Annotated in this window: 12 protein-coding genes; 1 reads left to right on the forward strand and 11 read right to left on the reverse strand. The window is 63.4% G+C overall.

The window, feature by feature from the left end:
* Nucleotides 1-16: 16 nt before the first annotated feature.
* Nucleotides 17-1,018 (forward strand): LacI family DNA-binding transcriptional regulator, encoded by a 1,002-nt coding sequence (locus CXQ88_RS11985; protein ID WP_104044399.1) that lies wholly within the window; start codon nucleotides 17-19, stop codon nucleotides 1,016-1,018.
* Here CXQ88_RS11985 and CXQ88_RS11990 read toward each other — a convergent pair.
* The 11 genes from CXQ88_RS11990 to CXQ88_RS12040 all read right to left on the reverse strand — a co-directional run bounded on the left by CXQ88_RS11990 (nucleotide 1,015) and on the right by CXQ88_RS12040 (nucleotide 15,385).
* The gene (locus CXQ88_RS11990; RefSeq protein WP_104044400.1) at nucleotides 1,015-3,597 is read right to left on the reverse strand and encodes an alpha-L-rhamnosidase; all 2,583 of its coding nucleotides are present in this window, start codon (nucleotides 3,595-3,597) and stop codon (nucleotides 1,015-1,017) included. The two genes, CXQ88_RS11985 and CXQ88_RS11990, sit on opposite strands and share 4 nt — an antisense overlap.
* 79 nt (nucleotides 3,598-3,676) lie before the next feature.
* On the reverse strand, nucleotides 3,677-4,582 hold the full coding sequence (locus CXQ88_RS11995; RefSeq protein ID WP_104044401.1) for a carbohydrate ABC transporter permease: 906 nt from the start codon (nucleotides 4,580-4,582) through the stop codon (nucleotides 3,677-3,679).
* Nucleotides 4,583-4,588: 6 nt separating this feature from the next.
* The gene (locus tag CXQ88_RS12000) at nucleotides 4,589-5,473 is read right to left on the reverse strand and encodes a carbohydrate ABC transporter permease (RefSeq protein WP_104044402.1); all 885 of its coding nucleotides are present in this window, start codon (nucleotides 5,471-5,473) and stop codon (nucleotides 4,589-4,591) included.
* An 89-nt stretch (nucleotides 5,474-5,562) separates the two neighbouring features.
* The gene (locus CXQ88_RS12005; RefSeq protein ID WP_258061835.1) at nucleotides 5,563-6,882 is read right to left on the reverse strand and encodes an ABC transporter substrate-binding protein; all 1,320 of its coding nucleotides are present in this window, start codon (nucleotides 6,880-6,882) and stop codon (nucleotides 5,563-5,565) included.
* Nucleotides 6,883-7,367: 485 nt separating this feature from the next.
* A complete protein-coding gene (locus tag CXQ88_RS12010; protein ID WP_181037493.1) occupies nucleotides 7,368-8,876 on the reverse strand; it encodes an NAD-dependent succinate-semialdehyde dehydrogenase in 1,509 nt (502 codons plus the stop codon).
* 22 nt (nucleotides 8,877-8,898) lie between these two features.
* Nucleotides 8,899-9,702 carry an HpcH/HpaI aldolase family protein gene (locus CXQ88_RS12015; protein ID WP_181037494.1) on the reverse strand — a complete coding sequence of 268 codons (804 nt, stop codon included), beginning with the start codon at nucleotides 9,700-9,702 and terminating at the stop codon, nucleotides 8,899-8,901.
* The gene (hpaH, locus tag CXQ88_RS12020; protein ID WP_104044405.1) at nucleotides 9,687-10,472 is read right to left on the reverse strand and encodes a 2-oxo-hept-4-ene-1,7-dioate hydratase; all 786 of its coding nucleotides are present in this window, start codon (nucleotides 10,470-10,472) and stop codon (nucleotides 9,687-9,689) included. The genes CXQ88_RS12015 and hpaH overlap by 16 nt, the downstream gene beginning before the upstream one ends.
* 88 nt (nucleotides 10,473-10,560) lie before the next feature.
* Nucleotides 10,561-11,640: a 3,4-dihydroxyphenylacetate 2,3-dioxygenase gene (gene hpaD / locus CXQ88_RS12025; RefSeq protein WP_104044406.1), complete on the reverse strand. Its 1,080-nt coding sequence runs from the start codon at nucleotides 11,638-11,640 to the stop codon at nucleotides 10,561-10,563.
* 35 nt (nucleotides 11,641-11,675) lie between these two features.
* On the reverse strand, nucleotides 11,676-13,217 hold the full coding sequence (gene hpaE, locus CXQ88_RS12030; RefSeq protein ID WP_104044407.1) for a 5-carboxymethyl-2-hydroxymuconate semialdehyde dehydrogenase: 1,542 nt from the start codon (nucleotides 13,215-13,217) through the stop codon (nucleotides 11,676-11,678).
* Between the two features lie 28 nt (nucleotides 13,218-13,245).
* A complete protein-coding gene (locus CXQ88_RS12035; RefSeq protein WP_104044408.1) occupies nucleotides 13,246-13,926 on the reverse strand; it encodes a GntR family transcriptional regulator in 681 nt (226 codons plus the stop codon).
* A complete protein-coding gene (locus tag CXQ88_RS12040; protein WP_104044409.1) occupies nucleotides 13,919-15,385 on the reverse strand; it encodes a fumarylacetoacetate hydrolase family protein in 1,467 nt (488 codons plus the stop codon). Before CXQ88_RS12040 ends, CXQ88_RS12035 begins: the two co-directional genes overlap by 8 nt.
* Nucleotides 15,386-15,472 lie beyond the last annotated feature (87 nt).

A 15,472-nucleotide genomic window follows, 5' to 3' on the forward strand; every position in this document is an offset into this window, starting at 1 on the left:
GGATTCTGCCCCCAGCATGAATGACGTTGCCCGGGTGGCCGGGGTCTCCTTAGGCACTGTTTCGAATGTGCTGAATAAGCCAGAAATCGTGTCTGAGAAGACCCGGCTCAGGGTGCAGGCTGCCATCGACGAGCTCGGTTTTGTCCGTAACTCTGCGGCACGATCGCTGGCGGCCGGAAGCAGCAGGACCATCGGGTTGGTACTGACCGATGTGGGCAACTCCCTCTTCGTCGACATTGCCCGCGGTGCTGAGAGCGCTGCCACTGAACGCGGCCACTCCCTCCTACTGGCGAACAGCGATGTGGATTTCCAGAAGCAGGAGGGCTATCTCGACATCTTTGATGAGGCACGGGTGGCCGGCATCATCCTTGCCCCTTTGGATGCAGGGTTGGGAGGAGTGGACCGTGTGCGCCGCCATGGCCGCAACATCGTCCTGGTGAACTACGCCGGCGGGCGGACGGACTGCTGCAGCGTTCTTGTGGATGAGGAACACGGGGGCTACCTCGCGGCCCGCCACCTCATCGGCCTTGGCCGCCGTCGGCTCGTATTCGCCGGAGGCCCGGATGACCTGCATGCTGTGAACGACCGCCGCAAGGGCGCCATGCGCGCCGCCTCTGAAACCAGGGGAATGGTATCGCTCGAGGTGATCATGGGCAGGAGCCTTAACAGCCCGGAGGGCCGCCGGATCGCGGGTGACCTTGCCAGCCGTGGCCGGAGCAGGATGCCTGATGGCATCATCGCGCCCTCGGACCAGTTGGCTGCGGGCATGATCCATGAACTCACAGGGACTTATGGCCTGAAGGTTCCCCAGGACATCGCGGTGATTGGCTACGACAACAACCAATTCGCCACCGAAGGCGCCATCCCCATGTCCACCGTGGGCCAGCCGGGACACGAGATGGGCCGGGTGGCCACTAGCCTCCTGTTGGAGGAAGTGAACCAGCCCGGCCAACACGTGCACCGCACCCTGATGCTGGAGCCGACACTGTTTGCCCGCGCCAGCACGCTGGGACGCTAAGCCACCGTTTCCACCACGTAGTTGAAGGTTCCTGAGCCGATTTCCAGTGGCTCTTGGCCGGGGAGTTCCACCCTTGCCGTGCAGCCTGTTGGCACGTCGACTTTGACTTCCAGACCCGCACGTTTCAGCGTCCAGGCGATACTGGCCCTTCCATAGGGTGTTTCGTGCCGTGCGGATGCGTTGGTGAGGTTTCCACCGGGGCGGGGTTTGAAAAGGATCTTGCGGTAACCGGGCTCCAGCAGGGAGATGCCGGCCACTACGCGGTGCATCCAGTCTGCGACGGCGCCGAGCGCATAGTGGTTGAAGGAGGTCATGTTCCCGGGGTTGACCGTTCCATCGGGCTGCATGGCGTCCCAACGCTCCCAGATGGTCGTTCCGCCCTGCTCCACGGCGTAGAGCCAGGACGGGCATTCCTTCTCCATCAGGAGGGCGTAGGCCGTGTCGCGTGCGCCGACGTTGGTGAGGGCATCGGAGATCAGCGGCGTGCCGGCGAAACCAGTGGCAATCCTGTTTCCGCCCTCGGCGACGAGCTGGGCGAGGCGCTCTCCCGCCCGTTGCTTTTGGTCTTCGCTGGGGAAGAGGTCAAAAACGATGGCGAGTGCGTAGGCCGTTTGGGCGTCACCGGCAACGGTGCCGGTAGGGAAGATGTATTCGTCCGCGAAGGCCTTTGCTACGGCACGGCTCAGTTCGGTGTAGTGAAGTTCGTCTGCGGTGTTGCCTAGGACGCTGGCGGTCTTGCCCAGATGGAGGGCGGACCATGCGAAGTAGGCGGTTGCGACGAGGTAGGGATCAGTTTTCGCGGCTGTGGGATCATGCGGGGGTGCTGTGGGGTCTAGCCAGTCACCGAGTTGGAAGCCGGTGTTCCAAAGGTGTGAGGGCCCTGCTTTGGAATCCATGAGGTCCACCCAGGCCTTGGCACTGGCGTACTGGTCCTTGAGAACTCGTGGGTCGCCGAAGCGTTCGTAGATGGTCCAGGGGGTCAGCACTGCCACGTCGCCCCAGACTGCGCCTGGCCGGATGGGGGTCCATTCGTCACCGCCCGGGATTACCGGAACGTACCAGGGAATGGTGCCGTCGGGAAGCTGCTCAACGGCGACGTCCTTGAGCCAGGAGCCGAGCATCCCGGAGCAGTCGTAGAGGAATGATGCTGTGGGGGCGAAGACCTGGATGTCGCCGGTCCAGCCCAGCCTCTCGTCGCGCTGGGGGCAGTCGGTGGGGATGTCCACGAAGTTGCCGCGCATGCTCCAGCGGACGTTTTCGTGGAGCCGGTTCAGGTCCGGGTTGGAGGTTTCGAACCAGCCGGTCCGTTCCATGTCGGTGTGGTAGACCCGCGCGACAACATTGTCTTTGATGTCGCCGCCGGTCCAGCCGTCAATTTCCGCGTATCGGAAGCCGTGGATGGTGAACCGTGGTTCCCATGTTTCGAATCCGTCGCTCGCGATGGTGTAGGTGTCGGTGGAGATCGCCCTGCGGAGGGGGCGGGTGAACAGTTCGCCGTCCTGGAGCACCTCGGCATGGCGCAGGGTGATCTGGTCGCCTGGCTTTCCCTGGACGGTGATGCGGAGGCGGCCGACCAGGTTCTGGCCGAAGTCCACCAGCAGTTTGCCGGCAGGGCTGGTGAACACCCTGGCCGGTGGTACTTCTTCGGTGCAGCGCACCGGCGGGCCGTCCGGGGCGACCAGGGTGGATGGGTTCCGGTCAACTTCGACGACGGGGCTCCAGCCGGCGTCGTCGAAGCCGGGCTGGCTCCACCCTTCTGGTACTTGGCGCGCGTCGTAGGTTTCGCCCTCGTAGAGCCCGGTGAATTCGATGGGGCCGAAGGCGGCCTTCCATTCGGTATTGCTGCCCACGACGGTGATCGAACCGTCGTCGTGCGTGATGTGGAGCTGGGCGAGCAGTGCGACCTTGTCGCCGTAGAGGTTGCGGTAGCCGTCGTGGAAGCCGATGCGCCCCCGGTACCAACCATCAGCCAACCAGCTTCCCACCGCGTTATCACCCTGGTGCACCAGTTCTGTCACGTCGTAGGTGTAGTAGCGCAGCCGCTCCCCATAGACGGTCCAGCCGGGGGAGAGGATGTCCGTGCCCACACGGGCTCCATTGATTTCCACCTCGTAGAGGCCATGGGCGGTGACGTAAAGCCGAGCTTTGCTGACGGGACGCGGCACTGAGAAGTCCCGGCGGAGCAGCGGTGGGCGCCGGTCGGACTCCGGGTCCTCACCCCAGGCGGGGGCGACGGCTGTTGCCGCCCAGTCCTCAGGGGCAAGGAGGCCTGCCTCGACCGTGGAGGGGGCACTCCAGCCGCTTGGCTCCGCGTCGTCTTGGCCCCAAACCCTCACACGCACGGTGACTTCCTCACCGGAGAGCAACGGGGCGGATGGCCAGGGAACCAGGACCGATTCGCCGGACTCCACCCGGGGGCCTACTTCGACAGCACTGGCACGGGTGGTCTCTATCTGGTACGCGGCGGGCGTCCAGCCGGCAGGTGCAGCGGTCTTCCAGGAAATTCGCGGGGTGCTGTTACCAACGCCGATGGCTTCCCGGTAGTGCTCGAAGGTTACCGGTTTAACGGTCGCTGACATGTGTGTTTCTCCTGGAGGTGTTGCAAGCGGATAGGGCCGTGAATGGTGGGCAGTCAAGGATACGGTTTGCTGGCGGGATCTAGCCCTTGACGGCGCCGCCAGCGAGTCCCTTCATAACCCGCTGGTTGAGGAACAAGTACAGGACAAGCGTGCCGAAGACGTTGATGCAGATGGCCGCGAACAGCGGGCCATACTGGACGGCACCAAACTCACCGGTGAAGTTCAGCAGGCCGACCTGGATGGTGTTCAAATCGGCGTTGTTAGTAAACGTCAGGGCGATAAGGAGGTCGTTCCAGATGAAGAAGAACTGCACGAGTGCCACGGTAAAGACTGCGTTCCGGACCATCGGGAATCCAATGGAAAAGAAGGCACGGACCATGCTTGCCCCGTCCAGGGTGGCAGCTTCAAAGACTTCCCGGGGCACGGCCCTAAAGTAAGTCGCCATCATGAATACCGTCAGGGGAAGCCCAGTCGCGGTGTAGGTGATGATCAGCGGCCAAAGGGTGCCTGTGATCCCCATCTGGAAATAGGCGGAGAAGAGCGGGAGCAGGATCATCTGACCGGGGACCATGATGCCGGCGAGGAAGGTCAGGAGGACAGTGTTACGGCCCTTCCAGACGAGCACTTCGAGGGCAAACCCGGCGGCGACACCGAACAGGACAATGAGGAAAAGGGACGGAATCGTGGCGATGAGGCTGTTGGCCACGTAGGTGGCCAGGTTGCCGGTGGTCCAGGCTTCGGCATAATTTCCGAAGTTGAAGTTCTGCGGAAGTGCCCAGACCGGACTGTTCAGGAACTCGTCCTGGGTTTTAAAGGAGCCGAGGAAGAGCCAGACCAGCGGATAGATTTCCACAATTAACAGCAGGGCGACCAGGAGGTTGATCGGCAGGCGCTTCAGCGCCTTGAGGCGGCTGGTGCGGCGGCGCGGGCCGGGGACAGCAGGGCCCGTGCTGGTGCGGGTGGGTGACGTGGCAGGAGCGGTCATCGTCGGTCAGTCCTTGGTGAGGTCGCGGCGTGAGGAACGGAAGATGAAAAGTGTGACGATGAGGCAGAGAATCGTCAGCAGCAGGGCAATGGAGCTGCCGTATCCGTAGTCCCCGTAGGTGAACGACGTGCGGAACATGTGAAGGGTCAACGGGGTTGTGGCACTTCCCGGTCCGCCGTTGGTCAGCGCGACGATCGAGTCAAAGACCTTTAATGTGCCGTTGATGCTGAAGATGACGGAGGACAAAAGCACCGGCATAGACAGCGGCAGCACAATGTGCCGGATGAGGCGCAGTCCCTGGGCGCCGTCCAGGCGCGCGGACTCAAGGATGTCCTCCGGGATGTCCACCAGCCCGGTGTAAAGGAGGACTGCGTAGAAGCCCATGGACCTCCATAGGTCCATGATGATGATGACCCAGAAAGCCCTCGTTCCGTCGCCGAACCAGTCGATGGAGCCCATGCCGAAGGCATTAAGGGCGGAGTTGACCAGGCCGTTTTGGGGCGCGATTTCGAACATTTTCTGGAAGAGCAGTGCCACGGCAACCGTGGGCAGCACCACGGGGAAGAACACCAGCGTCCGGATGAGGCTGGATCCGCGCCTGAGTGCGAAGACGTAGAGCAGGGAGAGTAGGTAGCCCAGGAATACCTGTCCTGCGGTGATGATGATGGCGTAGCGGATGGTGAACCAGAGTGCTTCTCCGACGGCGGGGTCTGAGAAGAGTTTGGCGAAGTTGGAGAGCCCGGCGAATGTGAAGCCCGTGATGGCGTTACCGGAGAGGAAGGTGTAGCCGAGGGACCAGAATACGGGTATCAGCATGGCCAGTGTGTAGACCAGCAGTGCGGGACCGAGCAGGATGGCAACAGCCTTCTTGTCTCCCAGGACGTTGTTCATGGTGCTTCTTTCATCGGGGAGGTTGGTGACAGAGCGCCGCGCCGGGACCGGCCGTGTAGTTTGGCGTGCGGCCGGTCCCGGCAGTGACGTTACTTGGCGTTCAGGTCGTTCTGGACGAGTTCCATGAACTTCTGCGGGGTGATGCTGCCCGAGACCAGCCCTGCAGCGTTTGTCTGGCTGGTGGTGGTCGCCTTGGTGCTGAACAGGGCCTCGAACCAGAGCACGCTTTCGGTGGTGTTGTTGACCGTCTCCTGGGTGGACTTCACCAGCGGGGGAACATTCTCAACGGGGGCGTTCTGCTTGAAGCCGGAGATCGAGTTGGCGTTTTTCAGTGCGCTGCTGCCGTAGTTGGTGGCGATGCACTTCAGCCACGCTGAAGCCTTGTCGTCGTACTTTTTCGCGTTGAAGGTCATCGGCAGGCCCACGTTTGCGGCGTACTGGTTGTCGATGCCTTCACCACCGGAAACTTTGGGGAAGGGCAGGAAGCCAATGTTTTCCTCACCGATTTTGTTGGCTTCCTTGTCGTTGAAGTTCGACAGGATCCAGCTGCCCATGTAGAACATGCCGGCTTTACCGCTCATGAACTGGTTGGCGGCGGTGTCGTAGTCGATGGAGCCGACGCCCTGTCCGAAGTAGCCCTTGGCCCCGAGATCTGCAATGGCCTCAGCGGCTTTCACATACTCGGGGTCCGTCAGTTTCGCTTCACCGTCGGCAACCTTTTTCATCGCGTCGGGACCGAGGTCGCTGAACAGGTAACCGCTGAGGAGCCGGGTGAGTGGCCAGCCCTGCTCGCCGGAGGCCGACAGCGGGGTGACGCCGGCTGCCTTCAGCTTTTCGCTGGCTTCGGCGAACTCGTCCCAGGTCTTGGGTGCGGTGATGTTGTTGTCGGCGAAAAGCTTCTTGTTGTACCAGACACCTTCGACGTTGTACTGGTAGGGCAGCACGTTCAGCTTGCCACCGTAGAGGGCCTTGATCGTCGATACGGCTCCGGGAAGGACGGCATCGGTCATGCCCATGTCAGCGAAGGCTTTTTCGAAGTCGAGTATGTTTCCCGACTTTTCCAAGTCCTGGGTCAGAGCAGGTGCGTTGCCGGCGGCGAACTGCACAGGCAGGGCGTTCTGTCCGGCGAGCAGCTGCAGTTTCTGGTCCAGGCCAGTCTGGGGAACCGTTTCAACCTTCAGCGGCGCAGCGTCGTTTTCAGCCTTGCACTGCTCCTTGCTTAGCGTCTCCAACTCACCGCGGATGGTGGTGTTCTCTACGTTGGTCAGGTAAGAGAATTCTTTCGAACCCTGGGCGGAGTTTCCGCCGCCTCCAGCCCCGCAACCGGTGAGCAGCAGAGCGAGCGCCCCTGCAGACACAACTACTGGAGCAAATACGCGGGCCTTGGGCCGCGACACTACAGAAACCACAGTTCCTCCTTGAAGTGTGCTTCTTTTGAAGCGTTTCAATCAAGGGTAAGTCTGCGCATCCCATGTGTCAATCGTCACGTGGTCCCACGACAATAACGGCAAGGTTTTCTCAGTGCAGGCGTGCACCAATGGGCAGCCGAACCGCGCATAGCCCAGCAATTGAAGCGCTTTAGGAGCGGAAGCCATGCGTCAAGTCAGCCGGACAAAGACGAGGCTGAATTCGCCTCTCCTACGCAAAATTTTCAAGAGCCGGATAACAGTTATTCCGGCTGCTGAGCAGCCCCATCAAAGGGAAGTCAGGTTGGGGTGTACTCCACCTCTGCATATCCCTTCACGATTCGGTTGTATCCAAACATCCCTTGAACCGAGTAGGTCTGGTGCAAGCTGATGCGGAGTTCCGCTGTTTCCTGACTAGCGGCGGCCATCCAATTAGCAGAGAGTGCCTGCCGCCCCTCCGGACAGGCGGCAGGGACGTTCGGATACTGCTAGCTTGCGTAGGGGTCGGCGATGCCGATGTATTGGGTGGTGGTGTATTCGGCGATGCCTTCGGTGCCGCCTTCGCGGCCGAGGCCGGATTGCTTGACTCCGCCGAAGGGTGCTGCTGCGTTGGAGATGACGCCGGCGTTGAACCCGACCATGCCGAATTCGATCTGTTCAGCCACGCGCAGCAGCTTGTTGAAGTCGCGGCTGTAGAGGTAGGACGCGAGGCCATATTCGCTGGTATTGGCCAGCCGGACCGCATCTGCTTCCGTAGCGAAGGTGGTGACCGGTGCGACTGGTCCGAAGATTTCCTGGTCGAGGATTGCGGCACCGTTTGGCACGTTGCCTAGAACGGTGGGCTGGTAGAAGTAGCCGGGTCCGTCTATGGGGGCTCCTCCGGTGAGGGCGGTGGCTCCGGCGTCGACTGCGGCGGTTACCAGGGCGTGGACGTCGTCTCGGGCTCCGCCGTCGATCAGCGGACCCACCTGGGTGGCGGGTTCGGTGCCGCGGCCGGTGGTCAGGGCGGCCATGGCGGTGGCGAATTTACGGGTGAATTCCTGCGCGACGGATTCCTGGACGAGGAAGCGGTTGGCGGCGGTGCAGGCTTCGCCCATGTTCCGCATCTTGGCAGCCATTGCCCCTTCGACTGCCTTGTCCAGGTCAGCGTCCTCGAACACGATGAACGGTGCGTTCCCGCCCAGCTCCATGGAAGTCCGGAGGACGTTTTGGGCGGCGTCGGCCATGAGCCGTTTGCCAACGGGGGTGGAGCCGGTGAAGGAGACCTTCCGCAGGCGGGAGTCTTTCAGGAGCGGCCCGGAAATGCCGGAAGCGGAGGCGGAGGAAACGACGTTGAGGACTCCGGCGGGCAGTCCCGCCTCCATCATGGTCTTGGCAAACAGCTGCGAAGTCAGTGGAGTCAGTTTCGCAGGCTTCAGGACCATGGTGCAGCCGGCCGCGACGGCGGGGGCAACCTTGCGGGTGGCCATCGCTAGGGGGAAGTTCCACGGCGTGATCAGCAGACAGGGTCCCACAGGTTTGTGCTGGACCAGGATCTTGTTCTTGCCTTCCGGGGAGGTCAGGTAGCGGCCGTAGTCGCGGACTGTTTCTTCGGAGAACCAGCGCAGGAATTCGGCGCCGTAGGCGACTTCGCCGCGGGCCTCAGCCAGGGGTTTGCCCATTTCCAGGGTCATCAACAGGGCAAAGTCCTCGGTACGGGCCGTGACCAGATCGAAGGCGCGACGGAGGATTTCCGCACGTACTCGTGGCGCGGTCCGAGCCCAGGACGCCTGCGCGGCGTCGGCTGCGTCCAAAGCGGCGACCGCATCTTCGCTGGCCGCTGAGGCGAGGGTAGCGAGCACCTTCCCGGTGGCGGGATCGTACACGTCGAACGTGCCGCCGTCGGACGCCTCCCGCCACTCGCCGTTGATGAGCAGCCCGGTAGGTACGGAAGCAAGCAGCGCCGCTTCATGCTGAGGTGTGACAGAAGAGGTCATCGCAGCAGATGTAACAGTCATAAGAGAAGTCCTAAAAAGAGTGTCAGTAGCTGGCGTGGGTGCCGCCGTCGGCCTGTGGGACGTATTTGGCGGCAAGGGCTTCGGAGCCTCTTGCGAGGAGGGCGACGTCGGCGCCCACGAGGATGAAGTTTGCGCCGTTGTCCAGATAGTGCTTCGCAGTGTCCGGGTTGAAGGCATTGACGCCGGCTGGTTTGCCGGCTGTTTGGGCTGTAGTCAGGCAGTGTTCGACGGCTGCGCGCACCTCGGGGTGTTCCTGCTGGCCGAGCAGGCCCATGGACGCGGCGAGGTCGGACGGGCCGACGAAGATGGCGTCGACGCCGTCGACTTTCAGGATGTCCGCGACGGAGTCCACGGCCGCCGTTGATTCGATCTGGACGGTGACGCTGATGGTCTCACTGGCGCGGGCGAGGTAGTCCGGGACCCGGTTCCAGCGGGCCGCCCTGGCCAGCGCTGAGCCGACCCCGCGGACACCTTCGGGCGGGTAGCGCGTGGCGGCCACCGCTGCTTCTGCGTCGGTGACGGAGTTGACCATGGGGATGAGCAGGTTCTGCACTCCCAGGTCAAGGTATTGCTTGATGACCACGGTGTCGTTCACGGGCGGGCGGACCAGGGTGTGGACCGGGTAGCCGTGGGTGCCCTGGAGCTGGGCGAGGATGGATTCGAGGCCGTTGGGGCTGTGTTCGGCGTCGACCAGGAGCCAGTCCAGGCCGGACCCCGCGCAGAGCTCGGCAATCAGCGGGCTGCCGGAGCACACCCACATCCCGGCCAGCGGTCGGTCCGCGGCGGCGAGAGCTGTCCGGAACGTGTCGTCTATTCGAAGCGGCATGTGACGCTCCCGAGGGGTCCGTAGTCGGCGTGGACGGTATCGCCTTTGTACACCCAGAGCGGGCGGGTGAAGGACCCGGCGAGGATGATGTCGCCGGCCTTCAGTGAATCGCCGTGGGCGGCGATCTTGTTGGCCAGCCAGTGCACGCCGTTGGCCGGGTGGTCCAGGACGCCGGCGGCGACGCCGGTTTCTTCCACGGTCTGGTTCTTGTAAAGGATGGCGGAGACCCAGCGGAGGTCCACCGCGTCGGGCTTAACGGGGCGGCCGCCGATCACCATGGCGCCCATGGCTGCGTTGTCGGAGATGGTGTCCACGATGGTCCGGCCTTCCATCTCGATCCTTGAGTCCAGGATTTCGAGGGCTGGAACCACGTAGTCGGTGGCTTTCAGGACATCGAAGATGGTGCAGCCGGGGCCTTTCAGGCCGTCCTTGAGCACAAACGCGAGTTCCACTTCCACTCGCGGGTGGGTGTACTGGTCCCACTCCACCGAGCATCCGGTTTCGAGGACCATGTCGTCGAAAATGGCGCCGTAGTCCGGTTCGGTGATGCCGGTGGCGTCCTGCATGGCCTTGGACGTGAGGCCGATCTTGCGGCCCACCAGGGTCCGGCCGGCTTCTTCGTTGCGCCGCCGCCACAGCTGCTGGACTGCGTAGGAATCCTCCACCGTCATCTCCGGATAGCGGGCCGTCAATCGCGGGACAGGGGTGCGGGTGCGCCCGGCCTCCACCAGTTCGTCGGCAATGGCTTCAATCGTCTTCGGCTCCAGCATTTACACACTCCTCGGGTGGTACACGTCGTTCAGATGTGAGGGCAGCCGGTCCCGCTCTTGCGATACGGAACCGGCTGCCCGGCCAGTGCTAGAGCTGAGCGCCGAGCTTGAAGCCTTCAGCCCCGGCTGCTTCGTTGGGCCGGGTGTAGGAGAAGCCGTCGGCACCGACGGTGACGGCCATTTCGCTCTTCTCTTCACGTTCGATGACGGGCTGGGGGTTGCCGTCGAGGTCCAGGACCAGGGAGGCTTCGGTGTACCAGGACGGGACCACGGGGTTGCCCCACCAGTCGCGGCGCTGGTTGTCGTGGACGTCCCAGGTGATGGTGGGGTTGTCCGGGTCGCCGGTGTAGTAGTCCTGGGTGTAGATCTCGATGCGGTGGCCGTCCGGGTCCAGGATGTAGAGGTAGAACGCGTTGGACACTCCGTGCCGGCCGGGGCCGCGTTCGATCCGGTCGCTGATGCGCAGGGCGCCCATCTTGTCGCAGATTTGGATGATGTTGTGCTTCTCGTGGGTGGCGAACGCGACATGGTGCATCCGGGGGCCGTTGCCGCCGGTCAGGGCGGTGTCGTGGACGGTCTGCTTGCGGTGCATCCATGCGGCGTAGGTGACGCCGTCGGAATCCTTGATGTCCTCGGAGACGCGGAAGCCGAGGTCCTCGAGGTAGGCGCGGCCGCGGGGCACGTCGGGGGTGACCTGGTTGAAGTGGTCCAGGCGGACCAGTTCACCGGCGGAGTAGAGGTCGTAGCGCTGGGTGAGGCGCTCCACGTGCTCCACGTCGTAGAAGAACTCGTAGGGGAAGCCCAGCGGGTCCTCAACGCGGACGGAGTCGCCGATGCCTTTGGTGAAGCCCTCCTTGCGTCGCTCGGTGCGGCAGCCCAGTTCCTTGTAGTAGGCTTCGGCGGCGTCCACTTCGGCGGGGGACTTTACCCGGTAGGAGAAGGCGGCGACGGCGGCGATGGGGCCCTTGCGCAGGACAAGGTTGTGGTGGATGAATTCCTCGAGGGACCGAAGGTAGATGTTGTTCTCGTCTTCTTCGGTGACGTGCAGTCCGAGGACGTCGACGTAGAACTCGCGCGATTTGGCGAGGTCGGTGACCACGATTTCCATGTAGGCGCAGCGGACGATGTCCGGTGCGGGGACCGAAGGGGTGGGAACGAAGTTGGTCATGATGGTCTCTCTTCTTTGAAAGTTTTGGGAGGGGGTTAGCTGTCGCTGGTTGCTGCAGCGTCTTCGACGTTGCCGAATTTGGGCGAGTGGGCCTCGTTGAGGGTGATCTGCACCGACTGTTGGGTGGTGTAGAAGTCGACTGAGCGGTAGCCGCCCTCGCGGCCCAGGCCCGAGGCCTTCACGCCGCCGAATGGGGTGCGCAGGTCGCGGACGTTGTTCGAGTTCAGCCACACCATGCCGGCCTCGATGGCGTGTGCAAAGTTGTGCGCGCTCTTCAGGTTCGTGGTCCAGACGTAGGCCGCGAGGCCGTACTTGGTGTTGTTGGCGAGTTCGAGCGCCTCTTCGTCGGTGTCGAAGGGGGTGATGGCCACGACGGGGCCGAAGATTTCTTCCTGGAAGATCCGGGCGTCGGGCGCTACGTCGGCGAATACGGTGGGTGCAACGTAGTTGCCGGTGGGGAATCCTTCGGCGCGGCCGCCGCCGGCGAGGAGTCTGCCCTCGGTCTTGCCGATTTCGATGTAGCTCATGACCTTGTTGAAGTGGTTCGGGTGCACGAGTGAGCCTACCTCGGTGGCGGGATCGCTAGGGAGGCCCACCTTGATGTTCTTCGCGCGCTCGGCGAAGCGGGCCACGAAGTCGTCGTAGATGTCGCGCTGCACGAGCACGCGGGACCCGGCGGTGCAACGCTCGCCGTTGAGGCTGAAGACTCCGAAGACCGTGGCGTCGAGGGCGGCCTCGATGTCGGCGTCGGCGAAGACGATGGCCGGGCTCTTGCCGCCGAGCTCGAGTGAGAGGCTTTTGAACTGGGGGGCTGCTGCGGTTGAGATGGTGGCACCGGTTGAGCTGTCACCGGTGAAGGAGACGATCGGCACGTCGGGGTGCTTTACGAGGTAGTCGCCTGCGACGCCGCCGGATCCGAAGATCAGGTTGAAGACGCCGTCGGGCAGGCCGGCCTCGCGGAAGATCTCTGGCCACAGCACGGCGGAGAGCGGGGTGTAGCTGGCCGGCTTCATGACGACGGTGTTGCCGGTCGCGATGGCCGGGGCGAGCTTCCACGATTCCTGCATGAACGGGACGTTCCACGGTGTGATGAGGGCGGCGACGCCGATCGGCTTGCGGTTCACGTAGTTGAGCTGGCGGCCGGGGACCTTGAAGGCGTTGTCCTCCTGCCCGACGATGAGGTCGGCGAAGAAGCGGAAGTTCTCGGCGGCGCGGCGGGCCTGGCCTTTGGCTTGGGTGATGGGCAGGCCTGAGTCGTAGCTCTCAAGCAGGGCGAGTTCGTCATCGCGTGATTCGACGATGTCGGCGATCTTGTGCAGTACCCGCGAGCGTTCGCGGGGCAGCATCTTCGACCACGGGCCGTCTTTGAAGGCGCGCTTGGCGGCGGCGACGGCGAGGTCGACGTCTTCCGGCTGGGCTGATGCGACAGTGGCGTAGTTCTCGTTGGAGACCGGCTCCTGCACGTCGAAGGTCTTGCCGCCTACGGAGTCAACAAACTTGCCGTCGATGAAGTGCTGGAGATGCGTTGGCAGGTTTTCCGGAATGTGGTGCTGGGTGGTTTCGACTGAGGTCGTCATCGTTGAGGTCCTAACTGTGATTCGGGTACTAGTTGGATTGGGCGAGGTAGGCGTCCAGGGTGGCGGAGCGGTGGAGGCGGGCTGCCTTTTCAATGGTTTCGGCGTCGGCTCCGGATTCGATGAATTTCAGGAGTGCTTCGTGTTCGTCCACGGATTCGTGGGCGCGGCCGGGGACGAAGCGGAAGGTGGAGGACCGGAGTGAGGCGAGCCGGTTCCAGCCGCGGTGGACCAGGTCCAGGATGTGTGGGTTGGGGCAGTGTTCGAACAGGACGCTGTGGAAGTCCTGGTTAAGCTGCGTGAACCGGACGGGGTCAAAGTGGTCAAGGCATTCGCGCATCTCCTCGTTCACCGCGCGGGCCCGGGCAATGGCCACCGAATCAATCAGCGGAGCGGACAACGCGGTGGCGGCCCCTTCCACGATGCTCAGGGTCTGCATGGTGTAGAGATATTCGGTGGGGTCGATCCCGGCTACGGTGGCGCCGACGTTCCGTTCGAACTTCACCAGTCCTTCGGCCTCCAGCCGGCGGATGGCTTCGCGGACCGGGACCACACTGAATCCGAGGTCCTTGGCGATGCTGCCCAGGACCAGCCGGTAGCCGGGGGTGTAGGCGCCTTTCACGATCCGTGCTTTCACTGCCTGATACGCCTGCTCGGACTTGCTTCCGGTGACGATTGAACCCCGCAGGTCGGTAACGGCTGTTTCAGTCATCTGCGTTGCTTGCCTTCCATTCCTGGTACTTGGCCTGCCATTCGGCGTTCATGGGGTAGAGGCCGTCGACGCTGTTGCCCTGCTTGACCATTTCGAAGATGAAAGTTTCTTCCTGTTCCTGAGCGATGCAGTTATCCACGAGTTCCTCGGCGATGGCCGGCGGGATGACCAGGATGCCGTCGGAGTCGGCCACGATGATGTCGCCGGGCTGGACGGTGGCGCCGCCGCAGGCGATGGTGATGTCCGTGTCCCAGGGGATGTGGCGGCGGCCGAGTACCGCAGGGTGCGGGTTGGCGAAGTAGGTGGGCATGTCCAGGCTGGCCACGGCGGTGTAGTCGCGGACGCCGCCGTCGGTGATGATGGCCGCAGCGCCGCGGACTTGGGCGCGCAGGGCGAGGATGTCGCCGACGGTGCCGGTGCCTTTTTCGCCGCGGGCTTCCATGACCAGGATTTCGCCCTCGTTCACGGAGTCGATGGCGCGCTTTTGGGCGTTGAACCCGCCGCCGTGGGTCTTGAAGAGGTCCTCGCGGTTGGGGACGTAGCGCAGGGTGCGGGCCAGTCCCACCACGCGGCGGTCCGGGCGAGTGGCCTGCAGTCCGTCGATGCTGACGTTGTTCAGACCGCGCTTGCGCATCTGGGAGGACAGGGTTGCGGTGGCGACGCTTTCCAGCTTGGCCTTCAGTTCCGGGGTCAGGACACTTGCTGTCTCGGGAAGCCCGGCGGCGTCGCGGGATCCGTACGCTTCTTCCCTTTGCAGGTCATCAACCTTGGGCCCGGCGCCAAAGTCAGCGAACGGCGTCGTACCTTCCTCCACCTTTGTGATGAGACGGCCTGTGGTCAGGCTGCCGTCAACGCTAGACACTTCCACCTCGAGGAGGTCCCCGGGCTTGGCCACGGACGCCCCGGCGGGGGTGCCGGTGAGGATGATGTCCCCCTCCTCGAGGGTGAGCAGCTGGGACAGGTCCGCCACCAGCCGCGCGAACGGGAAGAGCAGGTCCTCCGTGCTGTCGTCCTGGACCAGCTGCCCGTTGTGCCAGGTGCGGATCCGCAGGTTGGCGGGGTCGACGGCGTCTGCCGGGATGAGTGCCGGCCCCACCGGGGTGAAGCCGTCGCCGCCCTTGGACCGGAGATTGGATCCCTTGTCGGCCCAGCGCAGGTCGTAGACGCCGAGGTCGTTGCTGGCGGTGACGGAGGCAACGTGGCTCCAGGCGTCGTCGATGCCTACCCGGCGTGCGGTCTTGCCGATGACCAGGGCGATCTCGCCCTCGTAGCCAAGGAGTTCGCAGCCCGCCGGGCGCTCCACCGCGCTGCCGTTCAAGGACAGGGAGCTGGAGGGCTTCAGGAAGTAGGACGGCTGGGCCGGGGTCCGGCCGCGCTGGGCAGCCCTGCTGGGGTAGTTGATGTGCACGGCGATAACCTTCCGCGCTGCTTCCAGGGTGTCCCCGTTGACCTGCTCCAAAGCCGTCTCCTCATCAAGTACGAAATCGTATACGAAACACTATGAGGGGCGGACTGGCAATCCGTCAAACGAAAAATGGCCTCGTTT

Origin of the sequence: Arthrobacter sp. ZGTC412, from assembly GCF_002929215.1 — a bacterium.
Taxonomy (GTDB): Bacteria; Actinomycetota; Actinomycetes; order Actinomycetales; family Micrococcaceae; genus Arthrobacter.

What these genes read in the sequence shown, in the direction of transcription:
- CXQ88_RS12035 (WP_104044408.1), bottom strand. Translation starts at nt 13,926, where the DNA reads ATGACTGAAACAGCCGTTACCGACCTGCGGGGTTCAATCGTCACCGGA.
- hpaE (WP_104044407.1), bottom strand. Translation starts at nt 13,217, where the DNA reads ATGACGACCTCAGTCGAAACCACCCAGCACCACATTCCGGAAAACCTG.
- CXQ88_RS12010 (WP_181037493.1), bottom strand. Translation starts at nt 8,876, where the DNA reads ATGACTGTTACATCTGCTGCGATGACCTCTTCTGTCACACCTCAGCAT.
- hpaD (WP_104044406.1), bottom strand. Translation starts at nt 11,640, where the DNA reads ATGACCAACTTCGTTCCCACCCCTTCGGTCCCCGCACCGGACATCGTC.
- CXQ88_RS11990 (WP_104044400.1), bottom strand. Translation starts at nt 3,597, where the DNA reads ATGTCAGCGACCGTTAAACCGGTAACCTTCGAGCACTACCGGGAAGCC.
- CXQ88_RS11985 (WP_104044399.1), top strand. Translation starts at nt 17, where the DNA reads ATGAATGACGTTGCCCGGGTGGCCGGGGTCTCCTTAGGCACTGTTTCG.
- CXQ88_RS11995 (WP_104044401.1), bottom strand. Translation starts at nt 4,582, where the DNA reads ATGACCGCTCCTGCCACGTCACCCACCCGCACCAGCACGGGCCCTGCT.
- CXQ88_RS12015 (WP_181037494.1), bottom strand. Translation starts at nt 9,702, where the DNA reads ATGCCGCTTCGAATAGACGACACGTTCCGGACAGCTCTCGCCGCCGCG.
- CXQ88_RS12000 (WP_104044402.1), bottom strand. Translation starts at nt 5,473, where the DNA reads ATGAACAACGTCCTGGGAGACAAGAAGGCTGTTGCCATCCTGCTCGGT.
- hpaH (WP_104044405.1), bottom strand. Translation starts at nt 10,472, where the DNA reads ATGCTGGAGCCGAAGACGATTGAAGCCATTGCCGACGAACTGGTGGAG.